At 69.9% G+C, this 19,998-nt stretch carries 21 protein-coding genes; 14 read left to right on the top strand and 7 right to left on the bottom strand.

The window, feature by feature from the left end; all coding sequences use genetic code 11:
- Positions 1-179 precede the first annotated feature (179 nt).
- A complete protein-coding gene (locus PG878_RS08920; RefSeq protein ID WP_209031233.1) occupies positions 180-398 on the top strand; it encodes a cold-shock protein in 219 nt (72 codons plus the stop codon).
- A gap of 78 nt (positions 399-476) precedes the next feature.
- Here the strand turns inward: PG878_RS08920 and PG878_RS08925 are convergent, their stop codons facing one another.
- Positions 477-959 (bottom strand): glycine zipper 2TM domain-containing protein, encoded by a 483-nt coding sequence (locus PG878_RS08925; protein ID WP_010344410.1) that lies wholly within the window; start codon positions 957-959, stop codon positions 477-479.
- 360 nt (positions 960-1,319) lie between these two features.
- Entirely contained in the window at positions 1,320-1,754 is a 435-nt protein-coding gene (locus PG878_RS08930) for a hypothetical protein (RefSeq protein ID WP_209031455.1), read from the bottom strand.
- A 130-nt stretch (positions 1,755-1,884) separates the two neighbouring features.
- Between PG878_RS08930 and PG878_RS08935 the strand changes: the two genes are divergently transcribed.
- Complete coding sequence (locus PG878_RS08935) at positions 1,885-2,697, top strand: tRNA threonylcarbamoyladenosine dehydratase (RefSeq protein ID WP_209031234.1); 813 nt, start codon at positions 1,885-1,887, stop codon at positions 2,695-2,697.
- Here PG878_RS08935 and PG878_RS08940 read toward each other — a convergent pair.
- From PG878_RS08940 to PG878_RS08950, 3 genes are all read right to left on the bottom strand, one after another.
- Entirely contained in the window at positions 2,694-4,133 is a 1,440-nt protein-coding gene (locus PG878_RS08940) for a putative bifunctional diguanylate cyclase/phosphodiesterase (protein WP_209031235.1), read from the bottom strand. The two genes, PG878_RS08935 and PG878_RS08940, sit on opposite strands and share 4 nt — an antisense overlap.
- Before the next feature lie 470 nt (positions 4,134-4,603).
- Entirely contained in the window at positions 4,604-5,398 is a 795-nt protein-coding gene (locus tag PG878_RS08945; RefSeq protein WP_209031236.1) for a TatD family hydrolase, read from the bottom strand.
- A gap of 6 nt (positions 5,399-5,404) precedes the next feature.
- Positions 5,405-5,641: a DUF6116 family protein gene (locus PG878_RS08950; RefSeq protein WP_209031237.1), complete on the bottom strand. Its 237-nt coding sequence runs from the start codon at positions 5,639-5,641 to the stop codon at positions 5,405-5,407.
- 173 nt (positions 5,642-5,814) lie between these two features.
- On the opposite strand from PG878_RS08950, the gene PG878_RS08955 reads away from it, so the two are divergent.
- The 6 genes from PG878_RS08955 (at position 5,815) to PG878_RS08980 (ending at position 11,553) form a co-directional block, all read left to right on the top strand.
- On the top strand, positions 5,815-6,630 hold the full coding sequence (locus PG878_RS08955) for a glycine zipper 2TM domain-containing protein (protein WP_209031238.1): 816 nt from the start codon (positions 5,815-5,817) through the stop codon (positions 6,628-6,630).
- 111 nt (positions 6,631-6,741) lie between these two features.
- Positions 6,742-7,905 (top strand): acyl-CoA dehydrogenase family protein, encoded by a 1,164-nt coding sequence (locus PG878_RS08960; RefSeq protein WP_244672607.1) that lies wholly within the window; start codon positions 6,742-6,744, stop codon positions 7,903-7,905.
- A 48-nt stretch (positions 7,906-7,953) separates the two neighbouring features.
- Positions 7,954-8,493 carry a GNAT family N-acetyltransferase gene (locus PG878_RS08965; RefSeq protein WP_209031240.1) on the top strand — a complete coding sequence of 180 codons (540 nt, stop codon included), beginning with the start codon at positions 7,954-7,956 and terminating at the stop codon, positions 8,491-8,493.
- Positions 8,494-8,587: 94 nt separating this feature from the next.
- Positions 8,588-9,265: a glutathione S-transferase family protein gene (locus PG878_RS08970; protein ID WP_209031241.1), complete on the top strand. Its 678-nt coding sequence runs from the start codon at positions 8,588-8,590 to the stop codon at positions 9,263-9,265.
- Between the two features lie 52 nt (positions 9,266-9,317).
- Positions 9,318-9,872, top strand: coding sequence for an NADPH-dependent FMN reductase (locus tag PG878_RS08975; protein WP_017909019.1), 555 nt, complete (start codon positions 9,318-9,320; stop codon positions 9,870-9,872).
- Positions 9,873-10,134: 262 nt separating this feature from the next.
- The gene (locus PG878_RS08980; protein ID WP_048491354.1) at positions 10,135-11,553 is read left to right on the top strand and encodes a replicative DNA helicase; all 1,419 of its coding nucleotides are present in this window, start codon (positions 10,135-10,137) and stop codon (positions 11,551-11,553) included.
- Positions 11,554-11,633: 80 nt separating this feature from the next.
- Here PG878_RS08980 and PG878_RS08985 read toward each other — a convergent pair whose 3' ends face one another.
- A complete protein-coding gene (locus PG878_RS08985; RefSeq protein WP_209031242.1) occupies positions 11,634-12,128 on the bottom strand; it encodes a hypothetical protein in 495 nt (164 codons plus the stop codon).
- Positions 12,129-12,626: 498 nt separating this feature from the next.
- On the opposite strand from PG878_RS08985, the gene PG878_RS08990 reads away from it, so the two are divergent.
- The 3 genes from PG878_RS08990 to PG878_RS09000 all read left to right on the top strand — a co-directional run bounded on the left by PG878_RS08990 (position 12,627) and on the right by PG878_RS09000 (position 16,396).
- A complete protein-coding gene (locus PG878_RS08990) occupies positions 12,627-14,048 on the top strand; it encodes a cryptochrome/photolyase family protein (protein WP_209031243.1) in 1,422 nt (473 codons plus the stop codon).
- A 94-nt stretch (positions 14,049-14,142) separates the two neighbouring features.
- Positions 14,143-15,597 carry a WS/DGAT/MGAT family O-acyltransferase gene (locus tag PG878_RS08995; RefSeq protein ID WP_209031244.1) on the top strand — a complete coding sequence of 485 codons (1,455 nt, stop codon included), beginning with the start codon at positions 14,143-14,145 and terminating at the stop codon, positions 15,595-15,597.
- Between the two features lie 94 nt (positions 15,598-15,691).
- Complete coding sequence (locus PG878_RS09000; RefSeq protein ID WP_425510506.1) at positions 15,692-16,396, top strand: YiaD family glycine zipper/OmpA-like lipoprotein; 705 nt, start codon at positions 15,692-15,694, stop codon at positions 16,394-16,396.
- 90 nt (positions 16,397-16,486) lie between these two features.
- Here the strand turns inward: PG878_RS09000 and PG878_RS09005 are convergent, their stop codons facing one another.
- Complete coding sequence (locus PG878_RS09005) at positions 16,487-17,590, bottom strand: LysR family transcriptional regulator (RefSeq protein WP_209031246.1); 1,104 nt, start codon at positions 17,588-17,590, stop codon at positions 16,487-16,489.
- Positions 17,591-17,716: 126 nt separating this feature from the next.
- On the opposite strand from PG878_RS09005, the gene PG878_RS09010 reads away from it, so the two are divergent.
- The 3 genes from PG878_RS09010 to PG878_RS09020 are packed head-to-tail and all read left to right on the top strand — an operon-like array spanning position 17,717 to position 19,916.
- On the top strand, positions 17,717-17,941 hold the full coding sequence (locus PG878_RS09010; protein ID WP_209031247.1) for a hypothetical protein: 225 nt from the start codon (positions 17,717-17,719) through the stop codon (positions 17,939-17,941).
- The gene (locus PG878_RS09015) at positions 17,938-18,711 is read left to right on the top strand and encodes an SDR family NAD(P)-dependent oxidoreductase (protein ID WP_209031248.1); all 774 of its coding nucleotides are present in this window, start codon (positions 17,938-17,940) and stop codon (positions 18,709-18,711) included. Before PG878_RS09010 ends, PG878_RS09015 begins: the two co-directional genes overlap by 4 nt.
- An 11-nt stretch (positions 18,712-18,722) precedes the next feature.
- The gene (locus PG878_RS09020) at positions 18,723-19,916 is read left to right on the top strand and encodes an efflux RND transporter periplasmic adaptor subunit (RefSeq protein ID WP_425611779.1); all 1,194 of its coding nucleotides are present in this window, start codon (positions 18,723-18,725) and stop codon (positions 19,914-19,916) included.
- Positions 19,917-19,998 lie beyond the last annotated feature (82 nt).

A 19,998-nucleotide genomic window follows, 5' to 3' on the forward strand; every position in this document is an offset into this window, starting at 1 on the left:
TTCATTTTGACCGGGGTAAGTTGCAGCCGCTGCGTTTGCAAAGGTCACCGTGAATCGTGGCCTGATGCGGTAGATCCACCGATCCGCTACATCGTTATACCTCGCTTCCTCCTTGCAACCAGCCGCCGCACCCCACGGCGTACCCACCCCTGAGACGTGTTCCAAGGAGTAAGTCGATCATGACCGGCACTGGCAATCGCGAAAACGGCATCGTGAAGTGGTTCAACGACGCCAAGGGTTTCGGTTTCATCAGCCGCGAAAACGGCGAAGACGTGTTCGTGCACTTCCGGGCGATCCAGACCCAGGGCTTCAAGAGCCTGAAGGAAGGTCAGAAGGTCAGCTTCACCGTGGTGCAGGGCCAGAAGGGCCTGCAGGCCGACGCGGTGCAGCCGCTCTGACGGGTTGTCGCGCGCAGCGCAGCAAAAAGGCCCGCAGTGCGGGCCTTTTTGCGTTTCAGGGCAGGGCGGCGAGGCCGATCAGCGCGGTACGACGCGCCCGTTGACCACGCGCACGTAGGTGTTCTCGCGCACGCCGGCCAAGTCGCGCTGGTTGACCACGATCACCCGGCCGTCGTCCATCTGCACATGCACATCGTAGGTGTCGCTGGTGACGTTCTTCTGGATCTCGTTGCCGGCCAGCGCGCCAGCCGCCGCACCGGCCACCGCCGACACGTTCTGGTTGCCCTTGCTGCCGCCGGTGTGATCGGAAATCTCGTGGCCGGCGACCGCGCCGACGATGCCGCCGAGGATCGCGCCGGTGGCCGACGGCGCAGTGCGGCCCGACGGCACGGTGTCGATGCGGGTGACGATGCCGCAGTCGGCGCAGCGGGTCTGCGTGTAACCGCCGCGCGCCGGCTGGCTGTAGCCGCCGCCGTAACCGCCGCCGTAGCCGGGGGACGTGGCGCAGCCTGCCAGCGCCAGGGTCGCCACGGCAGCGGTGGCCATCAGTTGGATCTTCATGGGTGCTCTCCTCGACAGACAGTGATGGAGCGCGGCGGCAGCGCCGCGTTCGCACGCATCCTGTCCACCCCTGCGTGAATGCAACGCCAACCCTGGCAGGCGCCGTTCAGCCTCGCGGCAGCCGGCGTCAGCGGCAATTCATGCAAGGATGAGGGAGGGTCTCGCTACCAGCGTCGGGACGAAAACGTGCTGGCCGTGTATCCGAAAGCGCGATGCGGGAGACCCTGAGACCGCTGCCGGCGGAGCATCGAAGCAGCGCGATCACACATCGCCGGCAAGCGGCGCCGGCAGGCTTCGACACGGGCAACGGAAATTCAGCCAGGCACCAGCACCCGCGTCGGCATCGATCGCGCCAGGCGTTCAGCGGAAATCGCGGTGGCAGGCGTCGCAGCGTTCGTCGATCTGCTGGCGGGCCTGCGCCAGTGCCGCGCAGTCGGCCGGCGGCTGTGCCAGCGCCGCGTCCACGCCGGCGCGCAGCGCAGCGGCGTGCTCGCGGAAGCGGCTGTCGTCGGCCAGGTCGGGGAACGCGGTGTCCAGTTCGTCGCCGAGCAGGCGCAACGTGCGCAGTCGCGCCTGCGGACCCGCGCCGCTGCATTGCCGGTGCGCAGCGTCGCGTTCGAGCAGCGCCAGTTGCTTGCCCATGACCTGCATCAGGCTGCGTGGGAACGGATCCTGTCGCGCCTGCACTGCACGCAGCGCCATCACCGTCAGCACCAGGCCGAGCAGCAGCCCGGCCAGCAACACGAACAGATAGCGGGACGCGGAAGCGGGCGGGAATGAGGGCGGCTTGGCCATGGCGGGCATGCGCAGCGGGATGGAGCGCCGATGGTACGCCTGCTGCAAGGCGGCGCGCGGACGCCAGGCGCGAATCCCCAATCCCCAATCCCCAATCCCGGCCGCACCGGCAATCCCCTAAAATGTGCGGATGAACGAACAATGGCGCGAGCGCTTCGCCGGCATCGACCGGCTCTACGGACAAGGCACGATCGCGCGGCTGGCGCAGTGCCGGGTGGCGGTGGTGGGCATGGGCGGGGTCGGCTCGTGGGTGGTGGAGGCGCTGGCGCGCTCGGCGGTCGGGCATCTGACCCTGATCGACGCCGACGACATCTGCGTGTCCAACACCAACCGGCAGTTGCCGGCGCTGGCCGGGCAGTACGGGCGCAACAAGGCGGTGGCGATGGCCGAGCGCTGCGTGGCGATCAATCCGCAGATCGAGGCGGTGGCGGTCGAGGCCTTCCTGACCCCGACCAACATCGCCGAGCTGCTCGATGCCGGCTTCGACCTGGTGATCGACGCCTGCGACAGCTTCCGGGTCAAGGTCGAGACCATCGCCTGGTGCCGCCGGCGCAAGCTGCCGCTGCTGACCGTCGGTTCGGCCGGTGGGCGCACCGATCCGACCCTGGTGCGGATCCGCGACGTGTCGCGGACCGAGCATGACGCGATGCTGGCGCTGATCCGCAAGAAGCTGCGCAGCGAATTCAACTTCCCCAAGAACGCGCAGCGCTATTTCGGCGTGCCGGCGGTGTACTCGCTGGAGAACGTGCGCTACCCGCAGGCCGACGGCAGCGTCTGCGGACTGCGGCCGGTGCTGGGGCCGGATGCGGCCTTGAACCTGGACTGTGGCGCCGGACTGGGCGCGGCCACCCACATCACCGGTGCGTTCGCCTTCGCCGCGGTCGGCAAGGCGCTGGAGATGCTGTTGAAGCGCGCCGCGGCGCGCGAGGTCGCGGCCGCCTAGCGCTTGCCGGTGGGCGGCTGCGGCGCATCCGGTGCGCGGGTCGCCGCGCCGCTCATCAGGTTGCGCTCGGTGCTGGCCTGCAGGAGCGCCAGCCGTTCCAGGTCCTGCGCCGGCTGCGGCCGGCCGAACAGGAAGCCCTGGAAGTGCCGGCAGCCCATCGCCGAGAGCATCTCGCACTGCTGCGCATCCTCGATGCCTTCGGCCAGCGCGACCATGCCCATCACCTCGGAGATCTCCACGATCTTGGCCAGCAGGCGCCGCGAGGACTCGTCGGCCCTGGCGTCGTTGACGAATTGCCGGTCGATCTTGAGCTTGGTGACCGGCAGCGTCCGCAGCATCGCCAGCGACGAGAAGCCGGTGCCGAAGTCGTCCAGCGCCCAGCCGATACCGAACGCCTTGAGCTCGTGCATCTTGGCGCGTACCCCGGCGGTATCCACGTACAGCGCCGACTCGGTCAGCTCGAATTCCAGCGACGCCGGCGCCACCCCTTCGCTGGTGATCACCTGCTTCACCGTGGACACGAAATTGGGGTCGAGCAACTGCACCGGGCTGACGTTCACCGCGACCACCAGCGCACGCAGGTCCGGGTCGTGCGACCAGCGTCGCAGCGTCGCGCAGGCCTGGCGCAGCACTTCCAGGCCCACGTCGCGGATCAGCTGGCTCTCTTCGGCCAGCGGGATGAACTTGTCCGGGGTCAGCAGCTTGCCGCTGGGATGGCGCCAGCGCACCAGCGCCTCGGCGCCGAGCATGCTGCCGCTCGCGCTGACCTGCGGCTGGTACACCACCTCGATCTCGCCGTTGCCGACCGCGCGCGCCAGTTCCCGCTCCAGCGAGATGCGCGCGTTCACGTCGTTGCGGTAGATGTGCAGGATCGCCGCCAGCAGGCCGGCGGCGCAGGCCATGTTGCAGATGGCGCCGAGCCGGCGCATCCGCTGCGGTGGCGATGCATGCGGCGCCAGCCAGTCCAGTTCGCCCGAGCCGAAGGCGACGAAGGCGGCCAGGCACGCCATGGGAAACACCAGTGCGCGGTAGCGGCGGCTGCGGTCGAACACGAACAGCGCGCCGGCCGCCAGCGGCAGGAAGAAGGTATGCACGGACCGCGGCACCGTGCCGATCGGCGCGTCGATGATCGAGATCACCAGGACCACGACGAAGACGCCGTGCGCGACCAGCGACAGCGAGCCCTCGTCGCAGTGGCGGCGGCGGCCCAGCGCGAGCAGGCCGACCGCCGTCAGCCCGACGAAGGCGATCGCCAGTTCCGGCCGGCCGTAGTACAGGTAGCACACGGTCCACAACGCGCCAAGCGAGGTGCACGAGACCCCGGCCAGGGTCATGGTGCTGCGCATCTTGCGGCTGCGATTGCTGTCGCGGAATTTCAGCGAAACCCAGCTTTCGCCGTTGGAGGCGTGCTTTTCCGAACCTGCGCCGCTCTTCATTGCCGCAGCGCTCGCATGCGCGACGGCGCCGTTCGCGCCGGAGCGGCCGCGGAGGAGGCGATCGCACGCGGGCGCCGCGCGCTGGGGAGAAGCGGGTAGGGGATGCGGCTTGCCGATTGTTTCACGCCAGGATGATCCGATCTGCCAGAACGCGTGCCATCGAGCCGGCCGCCGAGCCTTTGCTGAGAGCGAACGGGTTCGCACTCCGGTGCCTGGCGAACAAAGCGCCGCTCGCCGTTTCAGCGCGGTGCACAGTAGCAGAAGCAAGTGCACCGAAACTCGGTCGAAAGGCGTGCATCCGCCTGCCCAGGTCACAGTTTCGGACGAAAGCCGTTTTGCCGGGCGATGTGCCGCACCGACCGCCTTTCAGGCATGCATTGCGCGGCCGACGTGTGGCGTCTGTTCCTGTGTCAGTGCGTCAAAAAGCGACGCGCAGCGTCGGAATGTGCGGTGTGCAGGAATGCGCTGGGTCAGGCCATCACGGGCGTGCCGGCGCGCGTGTCGGGCAGGCCGAACAGGCGCCGCGCATTGGCCGTGGTCTGCGCGGCAATGGAGGCGACAGGTGCGTCGCGCAGTTCGGCGATGGTGTCCAGCACCGTGCGCAGTCGCGCCGGTTCGTTGCGCTGCCCGCGGATCGCGGCGTCGGGCTGGTCCGGCGCATCGGTTTCCAGCAGCAATTGCTCCAGGGGCACCGTGGCGGCGAGCCGGCGCAGGCGCTGCGCGCGTTCGTAGGTGACCGGCCCGCCCAGGCCGATCAAAAAATCCAGCGATCGCAACTGTGCGGCCTGCTCGGCGCTGCCAGCGAAACTGTGCACCACGCCACGCACCTGCCCGACCTTGCGGATCGCCAGGATCACCGCGTCCACCGCGCGTCGCGCATGCACGATCACCGGCAGGTCGAAGCGGCGCGCCAACTGCAGTTGCCCGACGAAGTAGCGGTGCTGCTCGGCCGCGTCCAGGCCTTCGACGAAGAAGTCCAGGCCGCATTCGCCGATCGCGCAGGGCCGCTCGCGTGCGATCCAGTCTTCCAATGCCTGCAGGTGGTCAGGGCGATGCTCGGCCAGGAACAGCGGATGCAGGCCATACGCCGGGTACAGGCCGGGCGCGGCCGCGCAGACCGCACGCAGCTTCGGCCAGGACCCCGCGGTCACCGCCGGCACCACCTGCGCCTGCACGCCCGCCGCCTGCGCGCGCGCGATCACCGCGTCGCGGTCGGGGTCGAACTCGGCCGCGTCCAGGTGGCAATGGCTGTCGATCACCTGCATCCGTACTCAGCGGCGCACGCGTTGCGCGGTCGAGCGCAGCGGCGCGTTGGCCTGCGCCGGCGTGCGGGTCTTCCAGTTGGCCAGCAGCAGCGTGCCCAGGCCGAACACGATCTCGTCGATGAAGGGCACCGGGTCGGGCAGCAGCACGCTCAGCACGAACAGGCTGGCGGTGATCTTGAACAGCGTCGGGTAGCGCAATTTGCCCGCCCAGCGCAGCAGCGGATACACGATCGGATTGGGCACGGCACGTTCTCCGGGGGAGCGGTGGAAACGCTAACAGCCTCGATATGGCGACGTTCCGCGGGTGTTACCAGCCGTGTGTCCGCCACGTTACTGAATAGGGAGCGGATCGGTTCAGCTTCGGCATGGTAATCACAGCACCGTAGACAACGCGGTCAGCCCGCAGGAGAGCACACATGAAAAGCACTACGACAACCGTTCTGGTCGCGGCTGGCGCCTTGCTGGTCGGCGGCGTCGCCACCGCGGCCTTCATGAACAATCGCGACAAACCGGTGGACGTTGCCAGCAGCGACGTGCGCCCGGCCCTGGACAATACGCGCGGCGACAGCGCGATGGACAACAGCGTCGGCGGCAAGCTCGAGTACGCCGACGTGGTGCGGGTCGATCCGATCACCCAGAAGCAGCAGCGCTACGCCGAGGTGATCGGCACAGAGCCGCTGCGCGAGACCTCCACCACGACCACGCCGCGCCAGGTGTGCAACGACGTGGTGGTGCAGGAGCGCCTGCCCGAGCGCGACGGCAACGTCGGCGGCACCGTGGTCGGCGCGGTGGTCGGCGGCCTGCTCGGCAACCAGATCGGCCACGGCAACGGTCGCAAGGCCGCGACCGCGGCCGGCGCGGTGGCCGGCGGCTTCATCGGCAACCGCATCGACCAGAACCACGTCGGCGGCCGCGTGGTCGACCGCACCGAGCGCCAGTGCCATACCGAGAACAGCACCGCGCAGTCCTCGACCATCACCGGCTACAACGTGACCTACCGCAACGACGACGGCACCACCGGCACCATGCGCATGGACAGCAAGCCGGGCAACCGCATCGCCATGGGCACGCAGGACGTGGTCAAGGGCTACGACGTGACCTACCGCTACGACGGCCAGGAAAAGACCGTGCGCATGGACGACCGCCCGAACAGCGACCGCCTGCCGGTGCTGGACGGCCGCCTGGTCACCCAGACCGCCTCGGCCGGCGACGTCGCCGTCAGCCAGCGCTGAGTCGCAGTTCCGTTGCTCCCCGAAGGCCGGCGCTTGCGCCGGCCTTCTTCCATTTGCGGGCGGTGGCGCAGGCGGGGCCGATACAATGCGGCTTTCGCCGTGGACACCGCCATGCCCTTGTCTTGCGATGATCTGTTCAACGTAGCTGCGCTGCTCAGCGAGGAGGAGCGCGCGATCCAGCAGGCGGTGGCGCGCTTCGTCGATGCGAAGGTGCTGCCGGCGATCGGCGAGGCCTTCGACCAGGCGCGCTTCCCGCGCGAACTGGTGCCGGACCTGGCGGCACTGGGGCTGCTCGGCGCCAGCCTGCCGGCCGGGCAGGGCGGCGGCGGCCTCAACGCGGTCTGCTACGGCCTGATCTGCCAGGAGCTGGAGCGCGGCGACAGCGGCCTGCGCAGCTTCGTCAGCGTGCAGTCCTCGCTGTGCATGTATCCGATCCACGCCTACGGCAGCGACGCGCAACGTCAGCGCTGGTTGCCGGCGATGGCCGCCGGCACCGCGATCGGCTGCTTCGGCCTGACCGAATCCCAGGGCGGCTCCGACCCGGCGGCGATGCAGACCCGCGCCGTGCGCGACGGCGACGGCTGGCGCCTGAGCGGCAGCAAGATGTGGATCACCAACGGCAGCATCGCCGACGTGGCGATCGTGTGGGCGCAGACCGAGGGCGGCATCCAGGGCTTCCTGCTTGAGGCCGGCACCCCGGGCTTCGGCACCCAGGACATCGCGCACAAGATGAGTCTGCGCGCCTCGGTGACCTCGGCGCTGTTCTTCGACGACGTGCGCCTGCCCGACAGCCAGCGCCTGCCCGGCGTGCGCGGGTTGAAGGGCCCGCTTGGCTGCCTGACCCAGGCCCGTTACGGCATCAGCTGGGGGGCGATCGGCGCGGCCATCGCCTGCCTGCGCGAGGCGCTGGCCTACGCCGGCGAACGCATGCTGTTCGGACGGCCGCTGGCGGCCACGCAGAGCGCGCAGATCAAGCTGGCCGACATGGCGCGGCGTATCGCCACCGCGCAGTTGCTCGCGCTGCAGCTGGGCCGGCTCAAGGACGCAGGCACGCTGCAGCCGGCGCAGGTGTCGCTGGCCAAGTGGAACAACGTGCGCATGGCGCTGGACATCGCCCGCGAATGCCGCGACCTGCTCGGCGGCGCCGGCATCACCACCGACTACGGCGCGATCCGGCATGCCCTGAACCTGGAATCGGTGATCACCTACGAGGGCACCGAGACCGTGCACCAACTGGTGGTCGGCCGCGAGCTGACCGGCATCAACGCGTTTTGAATCCTCGCCCGCGTGCGGCTGCGGGCCCGTTTTGCAGGAGATCCGACGATGAGCGTGTTCGATGTGCGTGTGGAGACCGAGCGCCTGTTGCTGCGCCCGCCCACTGCCGAGGATTTTGCGGCGTTCTGCGCCTTTTCTGCCGATGCCGAGACCATGCACCACCTCGGTGGCGTGCAGGTGCCGTCGGTGGTCTGGCGCAGCCTGACCTCGCTGGTCGGCAGCTGGCAGTTGCAGGGATTTGCGATGTTCTCGGTGATCGAGAAGCGCAGCGGGCAGTGGATCGGCCGGGTCGGCCCCTGGCAGCCGCACGACTGGCCGGGCCCGGAAGTCGGCTGGGGCATCGCGCGTGCGTTCTGGGGCCAGGGCTATGCGCCGGAAGCGGCGACCGCGTCGATCGACTGGGCGTTCGCGCAGTTGGGCTGGACCGAGGTGATCCACACCATCGTCCCCGACAACGCCAATTCCAAGGCGGTGGCGGCCAAGCTCGGGTCGCGCTACCTGCGCCAGGACCGCCTGCCCGAGCCGCTGCAGGCGTTCGAGGTGGAGGTGTGGGGCCAGTCGCGCGCGCAATGGCAGGCGCGGCGCTGATCCACGTCCGCGGCGGAGAGCCTTGTGCGTCGCCCGCTCTTGCGACTCTCCATTCCCCAACTCCCCAATCCCGACCCCTCAGCAGGAGCGATGCATGGCAGCCGAACGTTTCCCCCTGACCGTGTACGGCATGGCGCTGTCCGGCAACTGCTACAAGGTGCGGCTGCTGCTGGACCAACTCGGCTGCGGCTACCGCTGGGTCGAGGTCGACAGCGCCAACGGCCAGACCCGCACCCCGGCCTTCCTGGCCAAGAATCCCAACGGCAAGGTGCCGCTGCTGGAGCGCGAGGACGGCCGTGTGCTGGCCGAATCCAACGCCATCCTGTGCTGGCTGGCCGAGGGCACCGGTTATCTGCCCGCCGATCCATGGCAGCGCGCGCAGGCGCTGAGCTGGCTGTTCTTCGAGCAGTACAGCCACGAGCCCTACGTGGCGGTGGCGCGCTTCGTCTGCGGCTGGACGCCGCCCGATTCGCCGCGGCGCGCCGAGCTGCCACGCCTGCGCGAGGGCGCGATGCGCGCGCTGGCAGTGATGGAGCAGCACCTGCAGGCGCAGGCCTGGTTCACCGGTCCGGCCTACGGCATCGCCGATATCGCGCTGTTCGCCTACACCCATTGCGCCGGCGATGCCGGCATCGCGCTGGCGCAGTATCCGGCGCTGTGCGACTGGCTGCAGCGGGTGCGCGCGACGCCGGGCTTCGTGGCGCTGCCGCCACTGCCGGAGGACGTGCGCGCGCGCCTGGCGCTGGCCGGGACGGCGGCAGCGTTCACCTGACTGCCGCGCGGCGGCGGCTAGCCTGAAGATCCATTCAGTCTGGAGCTACGCCATGAGCCAGTACCGCATCGCCGTGTTCGTCGGCAGCCTGCGCAAGGAATCGTTCAACCGGCGTCTCGCACACGCACTGGAGCGACTCGCCGGCGACCGTGCGCGCTTCGAGTACGTCGAGATCGGCGACCTGCCGCTGTACAACCAGGACCACGACCACGACTATCCGGCGCAGGGCCGGCGCCTGAAGACGCAGGTCAGCGGCGCCGACGCGGTGCTGTTCGTCACCCCCGAGTACAACCGCTCCATCCCCGGCGTACTCAAGAACGCCATCGACCTGGGCTCGCGTCCGTACGGCGAGAGCGCCTTCGCCGGCAAGCCGGCGGCGGTGTGCGGCACCTCGCCCGGGGCGATCGGCACCGCCCTGGCGCAACAGCACCTGCGCAACGTGCTGGCCTACCTGGACATGCCGGTGCTGGGGCAGCCGGAGATCTTTCTGCAGTTCAAGGAGGGGCTGATCGCCGAGGACGGCGCGATCGACGACGAGCGCACCCGCAAGTTCCTCGCCGGTTTCGTGGACAAGTTCATTGCCTGGATCGACGAACTGCAGGCCTGAGCGGCATCCGGGCGCATGCCGTGGCGCGCGGATGGGGCAGGGCGGGCCTTGTGGGCTGGGGCACCGGCGAGGTTTTCAACCGCTTGTCCCCAGACTTGTCCCCAGCCTCTGATGCGCGGTGGCGACGTACGTACCGCCGCTCGCGCCGGTGCCTTGTGTTAAGCGTCGCCCTAGCCGCCGCCGGGCGCGGCGACTAAAATCGGCGCCCGGGCCGCGGTGAGGCCGCGCCCGGCGTCCGCGCCCCACAGAGAAGACCCAGCCTATGTCCGCCCGTCCCGGCTACCGCGGCGATCGCAAGAGCGAGCGCAGCGAACGCAGCGAGCCGCGTCTCGACCAGTTGCGCGTGCCGCCGCACTCGACCGAGGCCGAGCAGGCCGTGCTCGGCGGCCTGATGCTGGCGCCGGACGCCTACGACCGGGTCAACGACCAGCTCACCGACAACGATTTCTACCGGCGCGATCACCAGCTGATCTACCGCGCGATCCGCGAGCTGGCCGAGAAGGGGCGCCCGTTCGACGCGGTGACCCTGGGCGAGTGGTTCGAATCGCAGGGCAAGCTGGAGATGGTCGGCGACGGCGCCTACCTGATCGAGCTGGCCAGCACCACGCCGTCGGCGGCCAACATCGTCGCCTACGCCGAAATCGTCCGCGACAAGGCGGTGCTGCGGCAACTGATCGAGGTCGGCACCACCATCGTCAACGACGGCTTCCAGCCGGAAGGGCGCGAGAGTTCGGAGCTGCTGGCGTCGGCGGAAAAGGCCGTGTTCCAGATCGCCGAGGCCGGCGCGCGCGGGCGCAGCGACTTCGTGGCGATGCCCGGCGCGTTGAAGGACGCGTTCGAGGAACTGCGCAACCGCTTCGAGAACGGCGGCAACATCACCGGCCTGCCGACCGGCTACAACGACTTCGACGCGATGACCGCCGGCCTGCAGCCGACCGACCTGATCATCCTCGCCGCGCGTCCGGCGATGGGCAAGACCACCTTCGCGCTGAACATCGCCGAGTACGCGGCGATCAAGTCGAAGAAGGCGGTGGCGGTGTTCTCGATGGAAATGTCGGCCTCGCAGCTGGCGATGCGCCTGATCTCCTCCAACGGCCGCATCAACGCGCAGCGCCTGCGTACCGGCCAGCTCGAGGACGAGGACTGGGCGCGCGTCACCGGCGCGATCAAGATGCTCAAGGAGACCAAGATCTTCATCGACGACACGCCGGGCGTGTCGCCGGAAGTGCTGCGCTCCAAGGCGCGCCGGCTCAAGCGCGAGCACGACCTGGGCCTGATCGTGATCGACTACCTGCAGTTGATGTCGGTGCCCGGCAACAGCGAGAACCGCGCCACCGAGATCTCGGAGATCTCGCGCTCGCTCAAGGGCCTGGCCAAGGAGCTGGGGGTGCCGGTGATCGCGCTGTCGCAGCTCAACCGCTCGCTGGAAACCCGGACCGACAAGCGCCCGGTGATGGCCGACCTGCGCGAATCCGGCGCGATCGAGCAGGACGCGGACATGATCGTGTTCATCTACCGCGACGACTACTACAACAAGGAAAACTCGCCGGACAAGGGCCTGGCCGAAATCATCATCGGCAAGCACCGCGGCGGCCCGACCGGGTCGTGCAAGCTCAAGTTCTTCGGCGAGTACACCCGCTTCGACAATCTCGCCCACGACTCGGTGGGCGCGTTCGAGTAAGCCACCGCTGCGGGCAGCGGGCGCGACGCACGGCGTCCGCAAGGCTGCGGACGCCGGCGTGCTTGCGGAGACGGCGCAGATCAGTAGGGGATGTCGATCTGGGCGTTGCTGGTGGTGTCGTAGGTGTTGGCGCCGTACTCGGCGTGGTGGGTGCAGACCACGGTGATCTTGCGGTAGATCCCATAGACGAAGTTGGACGTGAAGTGCACGTCGACCAGGGCGCCGTTGCCTTCCTCGTCGTAGTCGGTGGTGTAGCCGTTGCCGTACGGGTCGTAGGCGTTGCAGCGCACGTTGATGTAGTTGGCGTCGACGCGGTCGTTGTTGGCGTTGGCGAAGCGCGAGTAGGCGCGGATCTTCAGGCGCTTGCCGCCGGCCGGCCGGTTGTCGGACTCGTAGCCCTGGTTCTGGATCACGCCCTGCAGCGTGTAGACCGGCGTGCTGCCGCCGCCGCTGCCCGGCGGCTGGTAGCCGCAGGAGCCAGGGCCTTCCTCGATGTCGGTGCTGCAGGCCATCGCCAGCGGGGCGGCGAGGCTCAGTGCGAGGGTGAGGGCGGCTGTTGCGATGCGCTTGTCCATGGGTCTTGCTCTCCTGAAATCATTGCGGATGTCGGCGATGGGCGTGGCCGTGCTGCGCCGTTTGCTGCCCGCAGCGCGTCGCGGCCCTGTCGATGCAGGTCCGGGCGCGGGCGGTTCGGGGCGCACGCAACCGCGCTCGCCGGCCGTGGTGGCCGTGAGATCGCAGAGGCGATGGCGAATGTTTCCCCGTGCGCGCGAGACGGCCGTGGCCATGTCGTGCGCGGTGCAGCGAAAGCACGGATGACGTCCTTCCCCGGAACGTCATCCACCAGCAGCGGTCGCGGCACCGTTTCGACATGACGGTGCCCGCCACGGCGTTATAGCAGGGCGGGCGCGGCACACGTAGGCGGCGCGCGGCGATGTCTACGAAATCCGGCCAGTGCGGCACGCGTCGCGTCAGGATCGGCAGCGTCGAAGCACGTGCGACTCGCGCCGCATGCTCACCTGGCCGCTGCATCCGATCCGTATCATGGCGCGTCCTTCGCTGCGTCCCCTCGCATGAGCTACGCCATCGTCTGGTTCCGGCGCGACCTGCGCCTGCACGATCAACCCGCCCTGCAGGCCGCGCTGGATGCCGGGCATACGCCGGTCCCGGTGTACCTGCACAGCCCGGAGGACGAGGGCGCCTGGGCCGCGGGCGCGGCCTCGCGCGCCTGGCTGCAGCGCTCGCTGGCGGCGCTGGACGCGCAACTGCGCGCGCGCGGTTCGCGCCTGATCCTGCGCCAGGGCCCGGCCGAGACCGCCTTGCGCCAGGTGATCGCCGACTGCGGCGCGGAGGCGGTGTACTGGAACCGCCGCTACGAGCCGGCCACGCAACCGCGCGATGCGCGGCTCAAGCGCGACCTGCGCGAACAGGGTCTGGAGGTGCACAGCCACAACAGCGCGCTGCTGTTCGAGCCCTGGCAACTGGCGACGCAGCAGGGCGGCCCGTACAAGGTGTTCACCCCGTTCTGGCGCAGCGCGCTGAGCCACTGGCAGGTGCCGGCGGTGCAGGCCGCGCCGAAGACGCTGCCAGCGCCGCCCGCGACGCTGGACAGCCTGCCGCTGGAGCGGCTCGGCCTGGCGCCGGCGCTGGACTGGGACCGCGGCTTCTGGGAGGTCTGGCAGCCTGGCGAGGCGGGCGCGCACGAAGCGCTGGACGTGTTCGTCGACGGCGCGCTGCGCGACTACCTCGATGGCCGCGACCGCCCGGACCAGGTCGGCACCTCGCGGCTTTCGCCGCATCTGCATTTCGGTGAGATCGCGCCGTGGCGCATCGTCGCCACCCTGGAGCGCCATCGCCGTGCCGCCACCGCCGCGGCCATCGACGGCTACATCCGCCAGCTCGGCTGGCGCGACTTCGCCCATCACCTGCTGCACCATTTCCCGGACACGCCCGAGCGCAACCTCAATCCGCGCTTCGATCGCTTTCGCTGGGCCAAACCCGATGCGGAGCAATTGCACGCCTGGCAGCGCGGACGCACCGGCGTGCCGATCGTCGATGCCGGCCTGCGCGAGCTGTGGCACACCGGCTGGATGCACAACCGGGTGCGCATGATCGTCGCCAGCTACCTGTGCAAGCACCTGCGCGTGCACTGGTCCGAAGGCGCGCGCTGGTTCTGGGACACCCTGGTCGATGCCGACCTGGCCAACAACACGCTGGGCTGGCAGTGGGTGGCCGGGACCGGCGCCGACGCCGCGCCGTATTTCCGCGTGTTCAATCCGGTGACCCAGGCACAGAAGTTCGATCCGAAGGGCGAGTACATCGCGCGCTGGGTGCCGGAGCTGGCGGCGCTGCCGGTGGCCGATCGCTTCGCGCCCTGGCAGGCGCCGCAGCGGTTGGCGCAGGCGGCGCCGCAGTATCCGCGGCAGCCGATCGTGGACCTGGCCGCCGGCCGCGACGCGGCGCTGGCCGCCTACCGCGAGACTGCCGCCGGTTGAACGTCGCGCCGCGTTGCGCGGCGCAGCACGGCGCAGGCGCGATTGACGCCCTTCGCGGGGCCATGATTCACTCCGGGCTCGGACAGGAGCCCGCATGGCCACCAGCTCAGCTCGCCGCAAGCCGCAGCGCGAACCGATGTCGCGCGTGGACACCGCCTGGTTGCGGATGGACCGGCCGACCAATCCGATGATGATCACCGGCGTGCTGATGTTCGACGAGCCGCTGACCCTGCCCGCGCTCAAGCAACTGGTGCGCAAGCGCTTCCTGGCGTTCCCGCGGTTCCTGCAGAAGCCGGTGGAGACCGCCACCGGCGCCTACTGGCAACGCGACGACGATTTCGATCTGGACTGGCACGTGCGCCTGTCGGCCTTGCCCGGGCGCGGGCAGAAGAAGGCGCTGGAGCGCTTTGCCGGGCAGATGGCGTCCACGCCCTTGGACAAGACCAAGCCGCTGTGGCAGTTCCACCTGATCGAACGCTACGAAGGCGGCTCGGCGCTGGTGGCGCGCATCCACCACAGCTATGCCGACGGCATCGCCCTGGTGCAGGTGCTGCTGTCGCTGACCGATACCCAGCGCACCCCGGAGCCGTCGGCCCAGCTCGAGCGCGCCTGGCTCAAGGACGACGGCAAGGAAGTGGTGCGCCGGGTCGGCGCGGTGGACCGCTACCTCAAGCTCGGCGGGCGCATGCTCGACAAGGGCCGGGCGATGGCACAGGACCCGAACCTGCCGCAGATGCTGGCGCGCGAAGGCGGGCTGATCGGCCGCGAACTGGTCAATGCGCTGCTGCTGGCCGACGATCCGCCGACGCTGCTGCGCGGGCGCCTGGGCGTCAGCAAGCGCGTGGCCTGGGCCGAGCCGCTGGACCTGGACGAGGTCAAGGCGGTCGGCCGCGCCTGCGACTGCACGGTCAACGACGTGCTGATGGCGACCATGGCCGGCGCCTTGCGCGACTACATGCTCGAACGCGGCGAACGCCTGGACGGGGTGACCCTGCGCGCCACGGTGCCGGTCAACCTGCGCCCGCTGGAGCACGCGCGCAAGCTCGGCAACCACTTCGGCCTGGTGTTCCTGGACCTGCCGGTGGGCGAGGCCAATCCGGTGCGGCGGCTGCAGTGCGTGGCCGAATCGATGCAGCAGCTCAAGCAGTCGCGGCAGGCGATGGTGGTGTTCGGCCTGCTCGCGGCGGTGGGCATGGCGCCGGCGGCGCTGCAGTCGGCGGCGCTGGACCTGTTCAGCCGCAAGGCCACCACCGTGGCGACCAACGTGCCGGGGCCGCAGCAGCCGCTGTACCTGGCCGGCAGCCGCGTGCGCGAGATGATGTTCTGGGTGCCGCAGACCGGGTCGATCGGCGTCGGCGTGTCGATCATGAGCTACAACCACCGCGTGCACTTCGGCCTGATCGGCGATGCGCGGCTGATTCCCGATCCGGACGCGGTGATGCGCCGGGTCGGCGCCGAATTCGAAAAGCTGCTGTACCTGGCGCTGATGAGCGATTGGGAGCAGCCGTTGGGCGCGGCCGACGCCGAGACCCTGCTGCCGTCTTCCTGAACCTGGCGCATCGCGCGCCGCATCGCGTTCATCCGCGCCTCGCGTGACGCTGTTTATGCTGCGGCCACGTCCATCCAGGTTCGGAGAGAACATGATGAAAACGACCGCCCTTCGCGGCATATCCGTGGCCCTGACCAGTGCGCTGGTGCTGTCCGCCTGCGCCACCGGCGGCTCCTACGTGCAGCGCGACCAGTACGGCAATCCCACCGAGCAGCAGAACCGCACCGGCCGCGGTGCGCTGATCGGTACCGCGGTCGGCGTGGCCGCCGGCCTGCTCAGCGGCAGCAGCGCCACCGAGCGCCGCCAGCACGCGATGATCGGCGCCGGCATCGGCGCGCTCAGCGGCGCGGCGATCGGCAACTACCAGGATCGCCAGGAGCGCGCGCTGCGCGAGCGCACTGCCAACACCGGCATCGACGTGCGTCGCGACGGCGACAACATCACCCTCAACCTGCCCGACGGCATCACCTTCGACTTCAACCAGTCCACGCTCAAGCCGCAGTTCTATTCGGCGCTCAACGGCGTGGCGCAGACCTTGGGCGAGTACAACCAGACCATGATCGAAGTGGTCGGGCACACCGACAGCATCGGCAGCGATGCCGTGAACCAGCGCCTGTCCGAACAGCGCGCCTCCTCGGTGGCCGCGTACCTGACCGCGCAGGGCGTGCAGCCCGAGCGCATCCAGACCCTGGGCGCCGGCAAGAAGTATCCGATCGCCGACAACAGCACCGAGGCCGGCCGCGCGCAGAACCGCCGCGTGGAGATCCGCGTGGTGCCGCTGCGTTCTTCCGCCGGCTGACCGACCCGCCGACCGCAACGACGAACGGGCCGCGCTGCGGCCCGTTCGCGTTTCCGTACTGCCGATGCGAAGCGCCGCGTGCCGCGCGGCTCAGACCAGCGCGGCGTCCTCTTCGTCCTCGGCTTCGGTTTCCGATGCCGCATCCGCAGAAGCGGGCGCAGGCACGGAGGCGACGCGCGGCAGGGTGGCCAGCGACTGCGTGTTCATCGCCACGCCGCTGCACAGGGTGAACTCGGCGCCGTCCTCGGCCTGCTGGGTGGCCAGCTTGGCCGGGCACTGCGCCATCATGTAGCTGACGTCGAAGTTGAGCTTGTCGACCAGGAAGTCGACGAAGGCGCGCACCTTCGGCGAGAGCATGCGCCCGCCCGGGAACACCGCGTTGAAATCCAGGTCCGGCCCGACCCAGCCGCCGAGTACGCGCCGCGCCTTGCCGGCCTCAATCAGCGGCTTGATCGTCGCATCGCTGGCCAGCACCAGGCCTTCGCCGCAGACCAGGCCGCCGATCAGCGCGGCCGAATCGTTGGCCAGCAGGATCGGCTGCACCAGGAACTCGCCGCTCTGCTTGCCGTTGCGCAGCGGCCAGCACAGCCGGTTGCCGCCGCCGCGGCCGTTGCTCAGCGCCAGCGTGCGGTGGTGCTGCAGGTCGTCCGGATGCAACGGTTCGCCGTGGCGCTCGATGTAGTAGGGGCTGGCGAAGACCTGGGTGCGGAAGGTGGCGAGCTTGCGCGCGACCATGGTCGAATCCGGCAGCGTGCCCATGTGCAGGGCCACGTCCACGCCTTCGGCGATGGGATCGACCTTGTCGCTGGTCATGATCATCTCCAGGCGCACTTCCGGGTGCTGGCGATGGAATTCGCCCAGGATCGGCGCCACCCAGGAGATGCCGGCCGAATAGGGCACGCTGAAACGCAGCCAGCCGCGCGGGCCGGCCTGCAGTTGGCCCACCGCGCTCTCGGCTTCCTCCAGTTCGCGGGCGATGCGCTGGCAATGCTCGTGGTAGACCGCGCCGGCCTCGGTCAGCCCGAGCCGGCGCGTGGTCCGGTGCAGCAGGCGCGCGCCCAGCCGCGCTTCCAGATCCTGCACTTTGCGGCTGACGGTGGTCTTGGGCAGGCCGAGGGCATTGGCCGCGGCGATGAAGCTGCCTTGCTCGACCACCTTGACGAAGATCAGGGTGTCGTTCAGATCGTGGCTCATGGCGGTTCCTTGAGGTGGAGACGATTGGACCGATAGCGGGACGATTATTCCCCTTAATTCGGACTAATCAAGTGCGGCTTTGGCGCCTAATTTGTCCGCATTCGCCATCACCGACGGTCTTTGCCCATGTCGATGCGCACCCTGTTCCAGTTTTTCGCCTGCCCCGATCGCCAGTCGCGGCGCCGTTCCGCGTCCGTGGCGACGGCGCAATCCCTTTACCCGAAAGCGTTTCGCGAGTTCACGCCGCCGCCGCGGCGGCAGGGCGGCAGCAGTCTGCGCCTGGGCGCGTCCGGCACCGACCGGTTGGGACGAATCGCGATTGTCCCGTCGGCGGGAGGAAAAGTCCCGTGAGCGGGACGTTGGCCCCCGAGGTGCTGGTCCTCGGCGGCAGCGGCACGGTCGGGCAGGGCGTGGTGCAGGCGCTGCTGGAAGCGGGCAGCCCGGTGCTGGCGGTGGCGCGCGACCGCGCCCGCCTGGCCGCGCTGCGCGAACGCCACCGCGACGAACCCGCCCTGGACGTGCTGTCCGGCTCGGTCGCCACCGATGCGGCCGCCGCGGCCCTGGTCGCCGAGGTCGCGCAGCGGCCGCGGCCGCTGGCCGGGGTGGTCGCCGCGCTCGGCAGCCCGCTGCGACCGGGGCGCCTGCTGGAACGGCCGCTGGGCGCGCTGCGCAAGCGCCTGGATGCCGACCTGCTGCCGCACCTGGCTGCCGCCCGGCATCTGCTGCCGCTGCTGGCGCAGCACGAGCGCGGCGCCCGCTACGTGCTGCTGGGCAGTCCTTGCGCGCTGCGCGCCTGGTCCGGGCATGGCGACAGTTCGGTGGCGGCGGCGGCGATCCGCATGCTCGCCCAGGTGCTGCACGAGGAAGCCAAGCCGCTGGGCGTGCGCGTGCACCTGCTGTCGCTCTCCGAGCCGGTGTGCCGCAGCGACGCCGCCATCGACGACTGTCCGGAGTGGTTCACCACCCTCGGCGTCGGCCGCGCCGTTGTCCACCTGCTGGCCGAACCACAGCGGCCGGACCGTGCGCTGGTCGAGATCGACCGCCGCCACTTCGCCCAGCCGCGCAGCGCCTTGCTCACCCCCTTGCCGTTTTCCTTCTCCACCCACGAGGTCTCTCCATGAATCCGATTCCGATGCCGTCGCGCCTGCTGCCGGTCGCCTTGCGCCCGCTGGCGGTGGCGCTGCTGGTCGCCACGCTCGCCGCCTGCGGCGGCAAGGCCAACGAACAGGGCGCGCCGCCGCCGCCGAGCGTGGGCGTGGCGCCCGCGCTGCAGAAGCAGATCAGCCAGTGGGACGAGTTCAGCGGCCGCGTCGAGGCGGTGGAGCACGTCGACCTGCGCCCGCGCGTGTCCGGCTACATCGACAAGGTCGCCTATGTCGAAGGCCAGGAAGTGAAAAAGGGCCAAGTGCTGTTCACCATCGACGCGCGCAGCTACCGCGCCGACCTGGCGCGCGCCGAGGCCGACCTGGTGCGCGCGCGCACCCAGGCCAAGCTCAGCGCCAGCGAGGCCGCGCGCGCCAAGACCCTGTCCGAGCAACAGGCCATCTCCACCGAAAGCTGGGAGCAGCGGCGCGCCGCCGCCGAGCAGGCGCAGGCCGACGTGTTGGCCGCGCAGGCGGCAGTGGACAGCGCACGCCTGAACCTGGAATGGACCCAGGTGCGCGCGCCGATCGACGGCCGCGCCGGCCGCGCGATGGTCACCGCCGGCAACCTGGTCACCGCCGGCGACAGCGCCAGCGTGCTGACCACGCTGGTGTCGCTGGACAAGGTGCACGTGTACTTCGATGCCGACGAAGGCACCTTCCTGCGCTATGCGCAGATGGCGCGCGACGGCCAGCGCCCGAGCGAACGCGACGGCAGCCTGCCGGTGCAGGTCGGCCTGGTCGGCGAGGACGGCTATCCGCATGCCGGCAAGGTCGATTTCCTCGACAACCAACTGGTGCGCAGCACCGGCACCATCCACGTGCGCGCGCTGCTGGACAACGCCGACCGCCGCTTCACGCCCGGCCTGTTCGCGCGGGTGCGGCTGCTCGGTAGCGGCCGCTTCGACGCGGTGCTGATCGACGACCGCGCCGTGCTCACCGACCAGGACCGCAAGTACGTCTACGTGGTCGACAAGGACGGCAAGGCGCAGCGGCGCGACGTGCAGCTCGGCCGTAGCGCCGAGGGCCTGCGCATCGTGCAGAGCGGCCTGTCCGCCGGCGACAGGGTGATCGTCGACGGCGTGCAGAAGGTGTTCATGCCCGGCATGCCGGTGCAGGCCAAGCCGATCGCGCTGCAGACCACGTCCCCGGCCGCGCCGCGCCAGGCCGTCGCCCTCGACTGAGTCGCGGGCGCCGACGCAGCACCGGCCGCGTCGTACCGGCCATACCCGCCGAGCCCGCCATGGCCCGGCGCCGCCACCGGCA

Source organism: Xanthomonas hawaiiensis (assembly GCF_031834635.1).
Taxonomy (GTDB): Bacteria; Pseudomonadota; Gammaproteobacteria; order Xanthomonadales; family Xanthomonadaceae; genus Xanthomonas_A; species Xanthomonas_A sacchari.